Origin of the sequence: Halomonas sp. GFAJ-1, from assembly GCA_002966495.1 — a bacterium.
Lineage (GTDB): Bacteria > Pseudomonadota > Gammaproteobacteria > Pseudomonadales > Halomonadaceae > Vreelandella.
This window is the reverse complement of sequence record CP016490.1, coordinates 410,003-427,203: the sequence shown is the minus strand read 5'-3', so window position 1 is coordinate 427,203 and position 17,201 is coordinate 410,003. Positions and strand designations below refer to the sequence as shown.

General features: G+C 58.8%; 12 protein-coding genes. 4 read left to right on the top strand and 8 right to left on the bottom strand.

Translation table 11 applies throughout. The annotated features are described in order from the left end of the window. Positions 1–246: 246 nt before the first annotated feature. A complete protein-coding gene (locus BB497_01850; protein ID AVI61541.1) occupies positions 247–1,467 on the top strand; it encodes an NnrS in 1,221 nt (406 codons plus the stop codon). Here the strand turns inward: BB497_01850 and BB497_01845 are convergent. Further along, the gene (locus tag BB497_01845) at positions 1,464–1,910 is read right to left on the bottom strand and encodes an Rrf2 family transcriptional regulator (protein ID AVI61540.1); all 447 of its coding nucleotides are present in this window, start codon (positions 1,908–1,910) and stop codon (positions 1,464–1,466) included. The two genes, BB497_01850 and BB497_01845, sit on opposite strands and share 4 nt — an antisense overlap. 344 nt (positions 1,911–2,254) lie before the next feature. Between BB497_01845 and BB497_01840 the strand changes: the two genes are divergently transcribed. The 3 genes from BB497_01840 to BB497_01830 all read left to right on the top strand — a co-directional run bounded on the left by BB497_01840 (position 2,255) and on the right by BB497_01830 (position 6,633). Continuing rightward, positions 2,255–3,640, top strand: a complete 1,386-nt coding sequence (locus BB497_01840) for an oxygen-independent coproporphyrinogen III oxidase (GenBank protein ID AVI61539.1) — start codon at positions 2,255–2,257, stop codon at positions 3,638–3,640. A gap of 777 nt (positions 3,641–4,417) precedes the next feature. Continuing rightward, positions 4,418–4,849: a TIGR01244 family protein gene (locus BB497_01835; GenBank protein AVI61538.1), complete on the top strand. Its 432-nt coding sequence runs from the start codon at positions 4,418–4,420 to the stop codon at positions 4,847–4,849. 50 nt (positions 4,850–4,899) lie between these two features. After that, positions 4,900–6,633, top strand: coding sequence for a sodium-independent anion transporter (locus BB497_01830; protein ID AVI61537.1), 1,734 nt, complete (start codon positions 4,900–4,902; stop codon positions 6,631–6,633). A gap of 46 nt (positions 6,634–6,679) precedes the next feature. Here BB497_01830 and BB497_01825 read toward each other — a convergent pair whose 3' ends face one another. The 7 genes from BB497_01825 to BB497_01795 form a co-directional block, all read right to left on the bottom strand. Then, positions 6,680–8,038: a permease gene (locus tag BB497_01825; GenBank protein ID AVI61536.1), complete on the bottom strand. Its 1,359-nt coding sequence runs from the start codon at positions 8,036–8,038 to the stop codon at positions 6,680–6,682. A gap of 82 nt (positions 8,039–8,120) precedes the next feature. Continuing rightward, positions 8,121–9,437, bottom strand: a complete 1,317-nt coding sequence (locus BB497_01820; protein ID AVI61535.1) for a guanine deaminase — start codon at positions 9,435–9,437, stop codon at positions 8,121–8,123. A 60-nt stretch (positions 9,438–9,497) separates the two neighbouring features. Continuing rightward, complete coding sequence (locus BB497_01815; GenBank protein AVI61534.1) at positions 9,498–10,349, bottom strand: xanthine dehydrogenase accessory protein XdhC; 852 nt, start codon at positions 10,347–10,349, stop codon at positions 9,498–9,500. Then, positions 10,349–12,886, bottom strand: a complete 2,538-nt coding sequence (locus tag BB497_01810; protein AVI61533.1) for a xanthine dehydrogenase molybdopterin binding subunit — start codon at positions 12,884–12,886, stop codon at positions 10,349–10,351. Before BB497_01810 ends, BB497_01815 begins: the two co-directional genes overlap by 1 nt. Beyond that, positions 12,870–14,351 (bottom strand): xanthine dehydrogenase small subunit, encoded by a 1,482-nt coding sequence (locus tag BB497_01805; GenBank protein ID AVI61532.1) that lies wholly within the window; start codon positions 14,349–14,351, stop codon positions 12,870–12,872. Before BB497_01805 ends, BB497_01810 begins: the two co-directional genes overlap by 17 nt. Before the next feature lie 279 nt (positions 14,352–14,630). Beyond that, complete coding sequence (locus BB497_01800) at positions 14,631–15,842, bottom strand: toxic anion resistance protein (protein ID AVI61531.1); 1,212 nt, start codon at positions 15,840–15,842, stop codon at positions 14,631–14,633. Positions 15,843–15,931: 89 nt separating this feature from the next. Then, positions 15,932–16,873 (bottom strand): cobyrinic acid a,c-diamide synthase, encoded by a 942-nt coding sequence (locus tag BB497_01795; protein AVI61530.1) that lies wholly within the window; start codon positions 16,871–16,873, stop codon positions 15,932–15,934. Positions 16,874–17,201: the final 328 nt, after the last annotated feature.

The window sequence follows — 17,201 nt, the reverse complement described above, 5'->3', positions numbered from 1 at the left end:
GAGACGCACGCCGATATATTGACCAAGCTCATGATCGGCCGCTGTGTCGCCATCCTTGGGTTCCAGAATAAAAGAGCGAATTAAGACACTCGCCTGCTGGGTACTGGCAATATTGAAGCGGCGACCGCCATTAGGGGCGGCTAGCGCATTTAAAAACTATAAGATGTATTTTTGATGCTTGTCATAGTTTTCGATGGTTGCGAGGCGCACAATGATATTTCCAAGTAAATTAGTCGTGATTATGCCATGCCAACGACCGCCTCATCCCAGCCCGCCTCCACGCTTAAGCATCTGCCATTTGTGCGCCTAGCTTTTAGGCCTTTCTTCCTACTGGCTGCGCTGTTCAGCGTGGCATCGATGTTGGTGTGGTTAGCGTTCTGGCACGGCAATACCCTTTTGCGCCCCTATGGCGGCCTAATTTTTTGGCATCAGCATGAAATGTTATTCGGCTTTGCGGCGGCGGTGGTTGCGGGGTTTTTACTAACGGCGGTGCGCAACTGGACTGGATTGCCAAGCTTAAGCGGCGGGCCGCTGTTGGCGCTAGTAGGGTTATGGCTGTTAGGGCGGCTGCTAATGGCCTTTCCCATGGCGTTGCCGGGCTGGCTAGTACTGATGGTCGACCTTGCGTTTCTGCCGGTGGTTGCCATCGTGATGGCGAAATTAGTGATCACCGCGAAGCGTTGGCGCAATTTGATCTTCATCCCTGTGCTGGCGCTATTTGCGATGGCTAATCTGGCGATGCACTTGGGGTTGATGAATGGCAATGCCGAGTTGATTCGCCAAGCGGCCTACTTAGCTGTGCTGTTGATCACGCTTTTAATGACCGTCGTAGGCGGGCGGGTGATTGCTATGTTTACCGCCAACCGTTTAGGGCGGCCCAAGCCAGCGCCGATTCCCGTACTGGAAGGTGTTACGCTGGCGAGTACGGCGGGCGTCGTATTATTGCAGTTGGCCATCATGCTGGGCGTTGCCGTTCCTACGATGTTAATGGGTGGGGCGATGGTTTTAGCGGCATTGGCCAACACACTTCGCATGGCACGCTGGGGTGGGCTGCACAGCTGGCGCGAACCATTGCTATGGGGGTTGCATGGCAGCTACGCCTTCATTCCTTTAGGCCTCGTCATGTGGGTATTAGCGCTTATGAGGCTAATGCGCACTGAGCTTGCAATTCACGCGCTAAGTATTGGGAGAATGGGCGTTATGATGTTAGCGATGATGGCTCGGGTGTCACTAGGCCACACCGGTCGACCAATACGCGCCCTGCCGGGAATCGGCGTAGCGCTGGGGCTGATGTTAATAGCAGCCGTCATGCGTTCAGCCATGTTGGCGCTATTTCCCCAGATCACCCACTGGGCCTACACGCTAAGCATCATCTTCTGGTGCTTGGCCTACGTTATATTTCTCGTGCACTACACGTTGCCATTAATGCAGGCGCGCGTCGACGGGCAGGAGGTTAGAGAGTGCTAAGCACTGACGGTAGGAATGCGCATAAGTTGCGCCAGCTGAGGTTGTTGATTGCCCAACAAGTCAGCCAGTGTGTAGCTATCTAGTTCGTCTAGAAATGCGGACAACGCATCCTTAAGAATCGATTGAAGTCGACAGGCTGGCGTGATGGTGCAGGCGTTATCACTATGAAAACACTCCACTAACGCCATGTCATGCTCCATCTCCCGTACCAGCTCGCCTAACACAATGGTTGCGGGGTCGCGGGTCAGCAGTAAGCCGCCATTCTTGCCGCGAATAGCGGTAACGTATTGTTTCTGGCTAAGTGCCTGAACGATTTTCATCAAATGATTGCGCGATATATTAAAGGTCTCGGCAATCTCATGAATAGTAGAGCGCTCCTCTCCCTTGGCAGCAAGAAAGATCAATACGCGTATCGAATAATCAGTGAATCGGGTGAGATGCATGGAGTTGGCGTTGCTCCGTGGGTAATCAAGCTATAAGTCAGCCAGTCATAAAAAGCATGTTGTATGAATGTTCAGTAGGTTGCAATGAGAACATGGGTGAGTATGACTGATCTCGTCGATATTACAGTGCATGCCTGAGTGTTTGAGTCGCCTATTTGTTGCCGCTCTTTGACTCAGGTCATGGTTGAGTAACTGGCAAGCATCGAGAGCAGGTGAGGGTAAGTGCAGGGGGGCTTTTAAAACGTATACTGTATGAATATTAACCAGCGTTTGCTGCGTTCACTTCTAGAGACCTTTTTTAAAGATCTTTTTTCAAGGACCCTTTTCAGAGACCTTTTCCTATTATGCTAGATGAGCAGTTGTTCAACCGCCCCCTGGTAGAAAAGTATGACCGGCCGGGTCCCCGCTACACCTCCTATCCTACCGCTCCGCAGTTTCATGCGGCGTTTGCTGAGGACGACTACCGTAGCGCTGCCCAGCGCAGTAATCAGGCTGAAGAACCAAAGCCACTATCGGTTTACGTGCATATCCCGTTCTGCAAAAGCCTGTGCTACTACTGCGCCTGCAACAAGATCATCACCCACAACACCGAGCGTGCGGCTGAGTATCTCCAGTGGCTAAAACAGGAGATTCGCGTTCAGGGGGCACTATTCGATAGCACCCGGCGGATGACCCAGCTACACCTGGGAGGCGGCACACCAACCTACCTGAGTAACGCCCAGCTAGGCGAGCTAATGGCTGCGCTGGACGAAGCCTTCCATTTTGCGGCACCTGCAGAGCGAGAATTCTCGCTAGAGGTAGACCCGCGCACCGTAACCCCAGCGCAGGTGTATGAACTGTACGCGCTGGGGTTCAATCGGTTGAGCTTTGGCGTGCAGGATTTTGATCACGAGGTGCAGCAAGCGGTGAATCGCGTTCAAAGCGAAGAGCAGGTGGTCTTGCTGGTTCAAGCGGCTCGCGATGCCGGCTTTGAATCGGTCAGTGTGGACTTAATCTACGGCCTACCGCTGCAGACGGTAGCGAGTTTCGATACCACCCTGGCCAAAATTATTGACCTGAAACCGGACCGCATTGCCGCATACAGCTACGCCCATCTACCCGACCTGTTCAAGGCTCAGCGGTTGATTCGCCCTGAGGATATGCCGCCGCCAGAGCGGAAGATAGAGCTGCTTGAGCTCACGATCAATCGCCTGACCGCCGCCGGTTACGTTTACATTGGTATGGATCACTTCGCCCTGCCAGATGACGAGCTGAGCCTCGCCCGTGAAAACGGCACGCTGCAGCGCAACTTCCAGGGCTACTCCACCCATGCTGACTGCGACATGATCGGGTTGGGCACTACCTCCATCGGCAAGGTGGGCGACACCTACAGTCAGAACGTCAAGGAGACAGCACAGTACCAGCACCGCATGGAGGAGGGGCGTTTACCTGTCTTTCGTGGCTATCAGCTCAGCGATGATGACCGCCTGCGCCGCGATGTCATTAATACCCTGATGTGTCATGGGCGTCTTGAGTTTGCTGCTATTGAGGCCCGCCACGGGATCGAGTTTCGCAGCTACTTTGCCCGTGCTCTAGCGAGCCTGGAAGAGATGGCTGTTGACGGCTTGATCGCCCTTCGCGACGATGCAATCGAAGTGCTGCCTTCGGGTCGGTTAATGATCCGTAACCTGGCCATGGCGTTTGATGCCTACCTAACGCCGAAGGAAAATCGCTACTCGCGGACCGTATGATTTCCAAGGCTACTCCGCATCTATTTCTTAATATGAACATGGAGGAGTTGCTCTTCGCTATTCGCGACTAAGCTTGAATCAAAGGGGGTGTTCCTGTTCGTAGCGACTTATCTGTCAGTCACCTTATGCAAACGATTGGGATGGAGTGCGTTAACCGCCTTGATAACCTGCTAGATGTGGATAAACGGATGAATCTCCAAGCCTGTATTGGTGAGCTCTCACCCTGATTCGTAAAATAACTGCAGCCCCCTGAGTGCAGAACGTGCATTTGCCCGCCGCTATCCCAGCCAAAAACGAATTTTTTGTGCGTGTATTTTGAGCATTGCAGCTACTTCCAACACAAGCTGGCGCGGTCTAGCTAGGCTTTAGCCTTGGCTGGCTTCGCGCTAGCCGTACACCTCATGGCAGGCTGAGCGTTGCTACTGGAATAATAGAGCATGACGGTTCGCATTATATAACAAAATGAGCTATCGTTATTCCTGTTAATGCCGAAGCCCGTAGGAACGCATAATGCTCAACGCTACTTCCCGATGCTTCCCGATACCGCCCGGCTGTTTACGGGGCACTACTATACGCCTGATGGCCGCGAGCCGCAGTGGGGAAGTACGGTGGCTGAACAGCGCACGAGTAACCTGCACTACAGGTCAATGCGCGTGGTGGGCGGTTACCGTCGCCAGAAGCTAACGTTAAGCGTTATGTAAAGTTTCCACTGGATGCTTTAGCAGGCGCCGCGTGGGATTAAGTGTTTAACAAGAGCTATGAAAAAGGGGAAGTGCTATGCAAACACAGCCGTTAGAAAAGGGTGTCGAGATTACGTCGTCACTCACCGTTGAAGCATTAGAGGACGTTAAAGCCAAAGGCTTCAAAACAGTTATCTGCAACTGCAAGGCTGGGGAAAGTGACGAGTTTCCAGATGAAGCGGCCTACCGCCAAAAAGCAGAAGCGATAGGCCTGCACTGGGTACATATTCCGGTAGCACCCGGTGACTATCGCCCCGCGGATGTAGAGGCATTTGCACAGGCCATGCAGCAGTTACCCCGACCTATTTTAGCGTTTTGCCGCTCTGGAAAGCGTGCAACGCATCTTTGGGCGTATGCCAAACGCCATACCGAACAGTGCGACCTAGCCGTGCTTTTCTCTGCTGCAAAAGCCGCAGGGTTTGATTTGGAAGAGCACCGCGAGGGGTTAGAAAATCAGCCTAATGAATAGAACATCGCCGCGGAGTGTGCGGTGGGCGAGTGACTACGTGAGTGCGCAAGATGAGACTTGAGCGTTGGGTGCCATTAGTCGGCTGGCTACGTCGCTACCAGCAAGCGCAGTTCTCTCGGGATGCGCTGGCAGCGGTGATAGTAACGCTTATGCTAGTGCCTCAAGCGCTGGCCTATGCGTTGTTGGCAGGGCTGCCCCCGGAAATGGGGTTATACGCCAGCATGCTGCCGCTAGTGCTGTATGCCATTTTTGGTACCAGCGCGAGTTTAGCGGTGGGGCCAGTGGCCGTTGCTGCGCTAATGACAGCGTCTGCGTTAAGCGGTTTTGCGACACCTGGTAGCCCGGAATACATTGGGGCCGCGCTGGTGCTGGCGGCGCTTTCAGGGCTTATTTTGATTGCCATGGGCGTACTGCGGCTGGGTTTTTTAGTGAATTTTTTAAGCCATCCCGTTATTTCAGGGTTTATCACCGCCTCAGGTATTTTAATTGCCATTAGTCAGCTCAAGCATATTTTAGGGGTTGAGGCGTCCGGTCATAACGTAATTGAGTTATTAGCGGCGCTGTTCGGCCAGTGGCAGCAGGTGAACGTCATCACGTTAATGATTGGTTTAGGCGTGTGGGGCTATTTGCTGGTCTGTCGTAAACACCTACAGCAGTGGCTGATAGCGCTGGGGGCTTCTGTCAGCGTTTCCGGTATCGTCGTGAAAGCCGCGCCAATCTCAGCGGTAATGGTTACGACGCTGCTGGCCTGGGGCTTCAGCTTGGATCAACACGGCGTTGATGTGGTGGGCTTTGTGCCCAGCGGTTTGCCAGCTATTGCGCTGCCAAGCCTTGATCAATCGCTGTGGGTGGGGTTGTTGCCGGCGGCGCTGCTAATCAGTCTAGTTGGGTTTGTGGAGTCGGTTTCTGTGGCGCAAACCCTTGCGGCGAAACGCCGTCAGCGGATCGACCCTAACCAAGAATTGATTGCCCTGGGAATGGCGAACTTGGGCGCTGGCGTTAGCGGTGGTTCGCCGGTGTCGGGTGGGTTTTCCCGTTCGGTAGTTAATTTTGAAGCAGGAGCCGCAACGCCGCTGGCAGGTGCATTCACGGCCTTAGGGATTGTGCTGGCGACGCTGTTGTTAACAGACTTGTTGGCGTTTTTACCTACCGCGACGCTGGCGGCTACGATTATCGTGGCGGTAAGCACGTTGATTGATTTACCCGCGGTTAAGCGAACATGGCAGTACTCCCGCAGCGATGGCATGGCCATGGTGGCGACCTTGCTGTTAACGCTACTTCATAGCGTGGAAGTGGGCATTGTAGGTGGCGTGGTGCTCTCGCTGGTGCTGCACCTTTACCGAACCAGCCAGCCGCACAGTGCTGTTGTGGGCCGGGTCCCGGGCACTGAGCACTTTCGTAACGTGCAGCGGCATAAGGTTGAGACGGATGAGCATGTGGCGATGCTGCGAATTGATGAAAGCCTCTACTTCGCCAACGCTCGCTACCTGGAAGACACCGTGATGGCGCTGGCCGCCCGCTCCCCGTCGCTGAAACACATTGTGCTGACCTGCCAGGCCGTCAACATCATTGATGCTTCCGCATTAGAAAGCCTAGAAGCCATTAACGGACGGCTAAAAGATGCTGGCGCTACGCTGCACTTAGCCGAAGTGAAAGGCCCCGTTATGGACCGCCTAAAAGGGACCGACCTTTATCGCGAACTTACCGGGCAGGTGTTTTTTACCACCTTTGAAGCCTGGCAAGCATTGGTTCACCCCGACGAAGCGCTCACGCCAGTAGCGTGACCGCAAGCGCGAAAGGCGGCCACTTTCAACATATGAAAAAGAGGGGTTAGTGCGTGGTCACTAGCATCACCACGCTAAGAGCAGCTGAGACCCACATGGCCGGTTTGATCGCTTGGATGTTGCCGGTGAAAAGTTTGATCAGGACGAAGCTGAGGAAGCCAAAGGCGATACCCAGGGTGATCGAGTAGGTCAGCGGCATCAAGATGATGGCCAGAAAAGACGGAAAAGCCTGGTCGAACTCCGTCCACTCGATTTTGCTGATCGGCGCCAGCATGAACAGCCCCACCAGCACCAGGGCAGGCGCCGTGGCAATACCGGGCACCAGTGAAAGCAGCGGAGAGAGGAAGAGGAAAGGCAAGAACAGCAGAGCGATGACCACCGCCACCAGGCCGGTTCGGCCGCCCTGGGCCACGCCAGCGCCAGACTCGATGAAGGTCTGAGCCGCACTGGTACCCAACGGCGCCGCGATCATCGAGGCGAAGGCGTCGACGGTCATGGAGCGTTTCAGGTTGCGCGGGTTGCCATCTTTGTCTTTAAGGTTGGCCGACTCAGAAAGGGCCATGAAGCAGGATAAGGCATCAAAGAAGTTGGTGAACAGCATGACGAAGATGAACGGCAGGTAAGCAACCTTCAGCGCTCCCCAAATATCCACCTGCATCACCGCGCTGAAGTCAGGCCAGGCCGCCAGGCCGCTCCACTCCACGACCACGTCACCGCCCCACAGTCGGCCCATGGGTGATGCTAGCAGGGTGGTCAGGGCGATACCCAGAATCAGCGCACCGTTGAAGCGCAGGATAACCAGAATCGCTGTCGCCATCATGCCGATGAAGAAGGTGACCATGCTGGCATCCATAGCGCCTAGCGTCACCAGCGTCGCGTCGCTGCCGACAATGAAGCCCGCATTCTTGAAGCCGATGAAGGTGATAAACAGACCAATGCCGCAGGTGATCGCGTAGCGCAGCGAAGGGGGAATGGCTTCAATGATCGCTTTGCGGACGTTGAACATGGCCAGTACGGCGAATAGCACCCCGGACCAGAACACGCAGCCCAGCGCCACTTCCCAGGAGAGCCCTGCACCTTGTACCAGGGTATAGGTAAACAGGGCGTTCATGCCCATGCCCGGGGCGACCAGAATGGGGTTGCGGGCATAAAGCCCCATGGCCAGGCTGCTCATGAAGCTGATCAGCACCGTGGCCGAGAGCGCGGCGGAGAAGGGGATACCCGCATCGCTGAGAATGGCTGGGTTGACCACAATGATGTACATGGACGCCAGGAAAGTCGCGATCCCGGCGAGAACTTCAGTGCGCATCGATGAGCCGCGCCGGGTCACGCCAAAATAGTGGTCCAGCCAGTTAGCAGGCCGAGCGGTGCTCTTCTCGGCAAGGGAGGAGGAGTTCGGTTCCATATAGGTGATCCTATTGTTGTTGGAGATTGTTGTTGGAGATCGTTGTTAAAAGTCGTCGTTGATCGCCTGGTGGGCCCAGTGGTCAATCCCGTGCGTGCTGGCGCCTTCCGCCCGCCCAGGTTTCCAGTACGCTGCGATCATCACCCAGCATCATCAGCGCAAATAGGCGCTCGCTAAGGGTGCGACAGCGTGCCTGACGTCTTGACAGCAGCGGTGTGGCATCAGGGTCGAGTACCACGAAGTCGGCTTCCATGCCGGGGGCTAAGCGGCCAATGTTGCTATCCAGTGACAGGGAGCGCGCATTGCCTAGTGTCAGGCCGTAGAACCCTTGCCAGGCGGTTAGGGGCTGCCCCCGCAATTGCCCGACTTGATAAGCGGCTTTGAGGGTCGCTAGCCCGGAAAGGTCGGTTCCCCCACCAACGTCGCTGGCATAGGTCACGTTGAGCCCGACATCGCGTGCGGCGTGGCGGTCGAACAGTCCGCTGCCAAGGAACAGATTAGAACTGGGGCAGAAGGCCAGGTTGGCGCCACGATCCGCCAGTCGGCGGCGCATCCCCTGGTCAAGATGGATGCCATGGGCAAAGGTGCTGCGTGGCCCTACCAAGCCCGACTGCTCGTAGACCTCAAGGTAGTCGCGGCTCTCGGGGAATAGCTCGGCCACCCAGTCCAGCTCGCCGGTGTTTTCGGACAGGTGAGTCTGTAGCCACAGGCTCGGGTCATTCCGCAACAGCCCGCCCGTCGCGTCTAGCTGTTCGCGGGTTGAGGTGGGGGCAAAGCGGGGCGTCAAACTGTAGCCGAGCCGCGCTGTGCCGTGCCATTCGCTGATTAGCCGCTCGGCGTCGCGAATGCCACCATGGGTGTCGTCGCAGAGCGCCTCAGGGGCGTGACGATTCATATGCACCTTGCCCGCCAGCATGCGCAGGTCGCGCTTGCGGCTGGCGGTGAAGAAGGCATCCACCGAACTGGGGTGGCTGGAGCAGAACACCTGGGCCGTGGTGGTACCCACCCGCAGCATCTCATCAAGAAACGCATCAGAGAGCGCCAAGGCATGCTCGTACTGAGCGAAACGACACTCTTCAGGAAAGGTGTAGTCGTTGAGCCAATCCAGTAGCTGCCGCCCGTAGGAGGCCATGATTTCAAGCTGGACGTAGTGCACGTGGCTGTCGATGAAGCCGGGCATCAGTAACTTGCCACGGTGGTCGATCACCTCGATTCCGGGGGGCAGGGTGGGTTCGAGTCGCGCATAGTCATCGATGGCGCGGATGCGGCCATTCTCGATCCACAGGGCAGCGTCTTCGATATGGCAAACGCTGCCTTCGGCAGGGGTGTCGCCCTCGCCGGGGTCGGCATCGAAGCTCAGCAGTTCAGCGCGTATCACGCGCGAGTCGTTTGTCGTCATGATAGGGGCTCTTTTTTTCGAATGTTTATGAAGTGCGACGGCGCATGTTTAAGAAGTGTGCTAGTCGATGAGAGCACGTAGTTCGCCTGGGGCGAGGCCGCGTTGGTCGGCCCGCTCATGGGCGCCCACCAGGGGCAGCAGCTCGGCCAGTGTGGCTAGCGCAATGGCATAGGGCGTCTTGTCGCCGCCGGTGCCACCACTTGCCATACCGATGGGGCAGCGCACCCTGGTTAGCGCCACTTCGTCATGACCGGCATCGGTCAGCCGCGAGCGGAAGCTAGCCCACTTACTGTGTGATCCGATCAGGCCGATTGAGGCCATGTCGTCACGCAGCAGCAGGGCATCCACCAGCTCGCGGTCTTCGGCGTGGTCGTGGGTCAGCACTAGCGCGTGGCTGTTCGCAGGCAGCGCCGCGACGGCGGCACGTAGGTCAGTTGCGTGGTGACAGGTTAGGCGCGGCTGCGCCTCAGCCCAGGCGGGAAAAACAGCGTCGCGGCTGTCGTGCCAAAGCACTCGCCAGGGCAGCGGAGCGGCCAGGCGTACCAGCTCGGTACCGACATGGCCGGCGCCGAAGAGGGCCAGGGTCGCCGCACTGCCGGGGAAGACCTCCAACAGTACGTTGACGAAGCCGCCGCAACACTGCCCGCTGCGCCCACCCAGGGAGAAGGCTTCAAGGCTCATGCCGGTTTCAGCGCTCGCCAGCCGCTCCCGGGCCGCGTCGATCACCTGAAACTCGAAGGTGCCGCCGCCCAGGGTGTCGTGGACGGCATCCGCCGTGATCACCATGCGAGCGCCTGGCTCCCGGGGGGTGGAACCGGCGCTGGTCACCACGGTGGCTAGCGCATGGGGTAGGCCGTCCCGCTGCAGGCGGTGCAGGGCCTCATGCCAGCTTTCGGGGCGCTGGGTGTTCATCACTCGTCACCTTTTTCCAGCGGCCGTTTGTTGTACAGGGCGTCGTGCTGGGAACCGTATTGGGCGCGTAGAGCCTCAGCCGCCATCAGCACGCGCTCGGGCGTGGCCGGGGTATCGAGCCGCGGCGCCTCGACGTAGTTGGTAAGGCTTGCCAGGGCATCCCGCAGCGCGGACCACACCGCCATGCCGAGCATAAAGGGCGGCTCCCCCACGGCCTTGGAGCGATAGATGCTGGCCATGGAGTTGGGGTGTCCCTCCAGCAGCTTGACGTTGAACACCGGCGGTAGATCACCATAGGTGGGGATTTTGTAGGTGGCTGGGCCGTCGGAGATCAGCCGTCCGGCATCGTTCCACTTCAGTTCTTCGCTGGTGAGCCAGCCCATGCCCTGGAAGAAACCGCCCTCCACCTGGCCGATGTCGATGGCAGGGTTCAGCGAGTCTCCTACGTCTTGAAGAATATCGACCCGGTCAACCTGGTACTCGCCGCTGAGGATATCCACGCTGACTTCTGCCACCGCAGCGCCGAAGGCGTAATAGTAGAAAGGGCGCCCCTGGCCGACGTTGCGGTCGTAGTGGATCAGCGGGGTGGCGTAGAAGCCTTTCTCCGAGAGCGAGATGCGATTCAGATAGGCTGCCTGAATCAATTCGCCCCAGGGAATGCGGCGTTCGCTCTCGCCGTGGCCGGCAATCAGGTGTCCGTCTTCCAAGCGCATGTCTTCGCGGTCAAGCCCCTGATCCTGATAGAGGTGCTCATGGGCAAAATCGAACAGCCGCTGCTTGAGCTTCGTGCAGGCATCTCGTGCCGCTTGGCCGTTAAGGTCGGTGCCACTGGAGGCGGCGGTGGGCGAGGTGTTGGGCACCTTATCGGTGCGCGTGGCGCTAATGCGGACTTGCTCGGTATCCAGCCCCAGTTCACGGGCGGCCACCTGACAGATCTTGGTGTGCAGGCCCTGGCCCATCTCGGTGCCGCCATGGTTGATCATCACGCTGCCGTCGGTATAAACATGCAGCAGCGCGCCGGCCTGATTGAGGTGCTTCGCGGTGAAGGAGATGCCGAACTTCACCGGCGTCAGCGCTAGGCCACGCTTGATGATCGGGCTCTCGGCGTTGAATTCGGTGATCGCACGGCGCCGCTCCCAGTAGTCGCTGCTGGTCTCAAGCTGCTCGACCAGATCATGCAACAGGCCGATCTGATCGACCTGCTGGCCGTAGTGAGTAATATCACGACGGGTCGTTTGGCTGTCGGCGCGGTAGAAGTTGCGCTTGCGTACTGTCAGAGGGTCCTCGCCGATGCGTCGGGCGATGTCGTCCATGGCCGCCTCGATCACCATCATGCCCTGGGGGCCGCCGAAGCCGCGAAAGGCGGTGTTGGAAGCAGTATGGGTACGGGCACGGTGGCCGGTCACGCGGGCATCGCCCAAGGAGTAGGCGTTGTCGCTGTGGAACATGGCGCGGTCGACAATGGCGTCTGAGAGATCCGGCGAATAGCCGCAGTCGCCAATCAAGGTGATCTCGCCGCCCTGAATCACGCCCTGTTCGTCGACGCCCAGCCGGTAGCGGTTATGGAAGGGGTGGCGCTTGCCGGTGGCACGCATATCGTCGCCACGCGGTAGGCGCGCCCGGGTGGTGCGTCCGGTACGCCGGGCGAAAAGCGCGGCGATGCAGGCCCAGGGTGACGCTTGGGTCTCCTTGCCGCCGAAGCCGCCGCCCATGCGGCGTACCTCTACGGTCACCGCATGAAACGGAATGCCCAGCACCTCGGCTACCAGCTTTTGGGTTTCGCTGGGGTGCTGGTTGGAGGTAAAGACCACCACGCCCTCATCTTCGGTGGGCTGCACCAGGCAGGCCTGGCCTTCCAGGTAGAAGTGCTCCTGGCCGCCGACAAACTGCTCATCTTCCACCACCAGGGCGGCGTTCTTCAGCGCCTGCTCCCAGTCACCGCTCTGCTGAACATGACTGGGGCGCACGAACTCTTCCCGCTCAGCGGCGGCGACGGGATCCAGGCAGGCTGGCTGCTCATCAATCTCTATGACGGCGGCCTGAACGGCCTCGCGGGCAGCGCGATGACTCTCGGCGGCCACGGCAAAAATAACCTGACCGACGTAGCTGATCGTATCCGACACGAAGATCGGGTCACCGGGGAAGACCGGGCCGATATCGGTATGGCCGGGGACATCATCCACGGCAATCACATCCACCACGCCGGGCATGGCGCGGACCTTGTCCAGGTCGAGGCGGGTCAAGCGGCCATGGGCGACGGGAGAGAGGCCTAGGGCCACGTGCAGCGTATCGGCCGGGACGCTCAGGTCGTCAATATAGGCGGCCCGCCCGGTGACATGCTTCACCGCGCTCTCATGGGCCTGGGAGTGCGGGTGAGTATTGGTATAGGGAAGCGTGTCGCGGGCCAGGGGGCCAGCACCTTTGATGCGCCCATCGAGTTCGTGGCGTGCAGCCGCGGAGTCGGCGCTGACGTCTTCGGCAGCATCGCTGGGCGCCTTAGCATTCGGCGCTGTAGAGAGCTTAGTGAGCGTACGCATGGAGCATCACCTCCCGAGGGCTGTTGGTGGCGTCCTGGGACTGGTTTTCAGTATTCAGCACCAGGCGCAGGCGTTCGAGCAGATTGGCGGCGGAAACTTGGCGATAGTGGGCGCTGCCGCGCACATCGGACATCGGTTGGAAATCCTGAGACAGCGCTTGCCGTGCCGCTTGGAAGGCCGCTGATGAGGGCGCTTTGCCCTCAAGCGCTGCTTCGGCCTGGGCTGCACGCTTGGGGATACCGGCCATGCCGCCAAAGGCTAGGCGCACGTCGCGGAGCACTCCATCCTCCAAACGCCAAGCGAAGGCCCCGAGCACCGCAGAAATATCGTCCTCACGCCGTTTGGAAAGCTTCCACACTTTGAGCGTTTCCCCCTCCACGGGGTGGGGTAGGAACAGAGCGCGGATCGCTTCACCCTGCTGCAGGGCGGTTCGCTTGTAGTCGAGGAAGAAGTCATCAAGCGGCAGCTCGCGCTCACCTTTGGGGCCAACCAGGCGCAGACGCGAGCCCAAGGCCAGCAGTACCGGTGGGGTGTCGCCGATGGGCGAGGCATTGGCCACGTTGCCGCCCAGGGTGCCCCGGTTGCGAATCTGGGAGGAGCCTAAGCGGTGTAACAGATGGGCAAAGGCGTCAAAGTGTTCTTGAAGCAGCGGTTCAATCTGGCTATACGTCACGGCCGCGCCAATCCACCAGCCGCGTCGGCCATCTTCTAGGGTGGTCTCTTCGATCACGTTCAACTCGGCGACGCGTGTGACATCGATAAGCCGCTCGAAGCGAGCTAGTCGCTGGGTGCTCTCTAGCCACAGGTCGGTGGCCCCGGCAACCAGCCGCGCTTCGGGGTGGCGTTCCAGGCACTCGACCAATTCGGCGAGTGTCGTGGGCTGGGCAAAGAGGCTTTCAACTGCGGCTGGTGCGGCTTTCGGCTCAGGGGCGGCGGCGTCCATCCAAAGCGGGCGATGTTCGGGGTGCTCGTTCATGCTCAGCGCGGCGTCGCGGATCGGGCGGTAGCCGGTGCAGCGGCAGAGGTTGCCCCCTAGAGCGGCCTCAAGGCGTTGTGGCGTCAGCGGGGCCAGGGCCTTGTCGGGTTCCCTACGCTGCTGCTCGTGAAGGGTAAACAGCGACATCACAATACCCGGCGTGCAGAAGCCACACTGACTGCCATGGCACTTAACCATAGCGGCCTGGGCGGGGTGTAATTGGTTGCCATCGGCGAGGCCATCCACGGTCACCAGATGGCGTCCATTCAATTGATAGGCCGGGGTGATGCAGGCATTGGCGCTGTGATAGCGCAGCTCGCCGTCAGGCCCTGTTTCGCCAATGGCGACGGTGCAGGCGCCGCAGTCACCAGAGGCGCAGCCCTCCTTAGTGCCCGTGGTGCCAAGGGTTTCGCGCAGCAGTTCAAGCACACTGGTTTCGGGGGCTGCCTCGCACTGGCGGGGCTGCCCGTTGAGCAGGAAGTCGATCATCGCCGTGTCTCTTGTTGATCTTGTTAAGGGGAGTATGGGTTGTAATGGTTTGACCGATTGGTCAATATTTTTTCAGCATGTGCCAGGATGTCGCATTTTGCAAGTCCAAGAACGGTCTTTGTGTGACAGTGGGGATGCTTTAAAAGCAGCAGTTGTCGTGCCAGATATTATGCAGCGTCAAAGGCTGTAGCAGAGGAACAACAGGAGGCCCAAGAGAGGGCCGTGGAGGGTGCTGAAGGCGCCGCCGAGCATAATTAGCCCGTCGGCAGGCGGGCGGGATTAGCGGGGGGCACGGTCGTCCTGTGGCTGCGACGCGTTACCCTCTTGCAGGCGCTCGATGGAGGCATTGCCCTGCTTGGACAAGGCCGCTAGGCGCTCGATCTGCTCATCCAGGCGGGGCAAGGCTTCCTGACGATAGCTCGAAAGATCATCGATGGCGCCCATCACCTCGCTGAAAGCCTCCTCAAGCACTTGCATATCGAGCATCGCGCCGGAGGCCCGCTTCTGGATATCAACGCCTTGCTGGCGCAGGGCCTTGGCGGTTCCGCTGATCATTTGCGACGTGGTGGTGTTGAGGGCTTCAATGCGGTCTAGCACTAGGCGCTGATTAGCCATTGCCATGGCCACGGTTACCGCGACGGTGAGCGCAGAGACGGTGACATTAATGGCCCTGTCTACGCCGCGCATCAATTCCCGGTTGTTGCGGATGATGACCTCTAGCGCCAGTATGCCTTGCTGGCTCACCGCCAGCTGCTGCTGGAGGTCGAGGATGCGCTGGCGTAGGGGAAAGAGCAGCTCCTCCTCAAGGAAATGGCGCCGCGGATCAACGCCGTCGCGAGCGGCGATTTCGTCGCACAATCGGCGGTCGATCATACGGCCCAGTGCAACTTGACGGTTCAACTCGGCAAGGATGTTCGTTAAGGCCTGCTGGTCATCGCTGAGGGTGAGGTTGTCGCGATGGAGCATGTCGCGTCCGCTTTCCAACTCCTCAATGATGGCGTCCAGCGCCTGCTGGGCATTCTCAAACTTACGGAAGTAGCGCTGCAGGCGGCTGTCGAGGCCGGGAATGACCGAAAGAATGCGATCCAGTGTGGTAGGCGCCAGGCGATGGCGGGCGGGGTCCAGCCCTTCCATGCGCCCACGTAAATCAGTGAGTGCCTTGGCGACCGGCCCGCCTTCGTCGCCCTGGTGGGCCAGCTGGCGCAGCGGGGTCTGTAGCATGGCACTACGATGGGCGGCTTGCTGCTGTAGTTCAAGGCCCATTTCGTCCACGGCTCGGCGTTGGCGAGCTGCCGATGTCTCGTCACCTTCGGCAAGGATATCTTCGACAAAGTTGTCAGCCATCGCTTCAAGCTCAGGGTCGATGTCACGGGCATCAAAATTGTCCGAATCGGCCTGACGCGCCCCTAATTGGCTAGCCCCTAGCTGGTCGGCTATCTCGTCTACCGGCGGCAGGGAGAGACGACGTTTGTCACCGGATTGCTGAGCCATAGATAACTCCTGGGCTATTAAAAAAACGGTTAAATAGAACCGATTAAATAAAATCGCTTTAAAACTGCAAGGTAGCACTGACTGCCAGCTTAATCCTTGCGTGCATAACGATCCGCACCTTCGACGAAGCGGCGTAGATCCTCCAGCGCTTTTTCGGTGGTGACCGTCGCCTGGGGGCGAGCGGTCTCAATACGCGCCATGGAAACAGCGGTATCGTCGAGCACGGTGAGGGCGGATTCGATACGGGCAGAAAGCTTATTCAGCCGGTGTTCAGTCTCCACCAGAAGATCAAGGCGCCGCACTAGGGCGGCGCGTTCCTCTTCGCCCAATCGGTTACTCTCCCGCTCTAGTCGGCCGCGTACGTAATTGCCGTCCACGCTCACCACGCCTCGCGCTTGAGACGTCATGGTCGTTAGCGTATCCACCGCGCCATAACAAACTTGAGTGACCAAGCCTTTTGAGCGCTCAAAGGTCAGCTCGCCCGTGTGGAACCGCTCGCCCAGGACGTCCATCACATGGCGGTAGCGGCTATAGAGGCGGTCTGTGAGGATCGCCAGATCGGGGCGTTGCACATCGAGCAGGCTCTGCTTGGCCCGACACATGGCCAGCACAAGGTCGTCGGCTCCCACGGGTGGCCTTGCCGGATCAAGCACCAACACACCCGCTTCATAGGCGTTGCGCTCCTGCTGCGCACGGCGCTGATGTGCCTCGGCCTCTCTTTGGGCCTCCTGGCGCCGCATGCGGCGACGGGCTAGCCAGCCGCGCAGCGTCCGCTCAACGGGCAGCGCCACGGGAATGGCGACAATGCCCGCGAGCCAGCCAAACAAGCTAGGGCTAAAACCACCCCACAGGGAGGTCAGCCACAGCAGCATGCTGATCGAGGGAACCACCAGGCAGTAACGGCCGATAACCCGTAAGCGGCTGGGAACCGCTATCGGAAGCGCCAAACCAGGATTAAACAGACCAACCAGCAGCCAAGGCAGGCAGGTCATAAATAGGCCATAGGAAAATCCTTGCAGGAATCCCAGCATAGAGATGGCTATCCTTCCGTCATGGAACGCGAATGCGGCATTAAGAATAAATCAGCAAGCCCCCGTGAACTAGCGGGCCAGCTATCGACAACTACAAAAGGCCATTACAAGCGACCACTATGAGGGCTTAATAGTTTCAATCGTCTGTTCGGACGCTAACGCAAATGACGCTAACGCGACTATAGGGATAACGTTTCAGATGCCCGTTTGGTTTGGCTGAACGGTAGCAGTAGGGGCGAGGCGCTCTGCGTAGGGGCTAGGAGGCCTGCTATCGGTTGAGAAAAGTTTGCTAAGCTAGCCAGCGGTTTTCTTTGCGGGTGCGCACTAG

Excerpts from the sequence above, each read along its gene's own strand:
- BB497_01825 (AVI61536.1), bottom strand. The coding sequence starts at position 8,038 with ATGGAACCGAACTCCTCCTCCCTTGCCGAGAAGAGCACCGCTCGGCCT.
- BB497_01805 (AVI61532.1), bottom strand. The coding sequence starts at position 14,351 with ATGATCGACTTCCTGCTCAACGGGCAGCCCCGCCAGTGCGAGGCAGCC.
- BB497_01820 (AVI61535.1), bottom strand. The coding sequence starts at position 9,437 with ATGACGACAAACGACTCGCGCGTGATACGCGCTGAACTGCTGAGCTTC.
- BB497_01850 (AVI61541.1), top strand. The coding sequence starts at position 247 with ATGCCAACGACCGCCTCATCCCAGCCCGCCTCCACGCTTAAGCATCTG.
- BB497_01800 (AVI61531.1), bottom strand. The coding sequence starts at position 15,842 with ATGGCTCAGCAATCCGGTGACAAACGTCGTCTCTCCCTGCCGCCGGTA.
- BB497_01810 (AVI61533.1), bottom strand. The coding sequence starts at position 12,886 with ATGCGTACGCTCACTAAGCTCTCTACAGCGCCGAATGCTAAGGCGCCC.
- BB497_01840 (AVI61539.1), top strand. The coding sequence starts at position 2,255 with ATGCTAGATGAGCAGTTGTTCAACCGCCCCCTGGTAGAAAAGTATGAC.
- BB497_01795 (AVI61530.1), bottom strand. The coding sequence starts at position 16,873 with ATGCTGGGATTCCTGCAAGGATTTTCCTATGGCCTATTTATGACCTGC.
- BB497_01845 (AVI61540.1), bottom strand. The coding sequence starts at position 1,910 with ATGCATCTCACCCGATTCACTGATTATTCGATACGCGTATTGATCTTT.
- BB497_01815 (AVI61534.1), bottom strand. The coding sequence starts at position 10,349 with ATGAACACCCAGCGCCCCGAAAGCTGGCATGAGGCCCTGCACCGCCTG.
- BB497_01835 (AVI61538.1), top strand. The coding sequence starts at position 4,418 with ATGCAAACACAGCCGTTAGAAAAGGGTGTCGAGATTACGTCGTCACTC.
- BB497_01830 (AVI61537.1), top strand. The coding sequence starts at position 4,900 with ATGAGACTTGAGCGTTGGGTGCCATTAGTCGGCTGGCTACGTCGCTAC.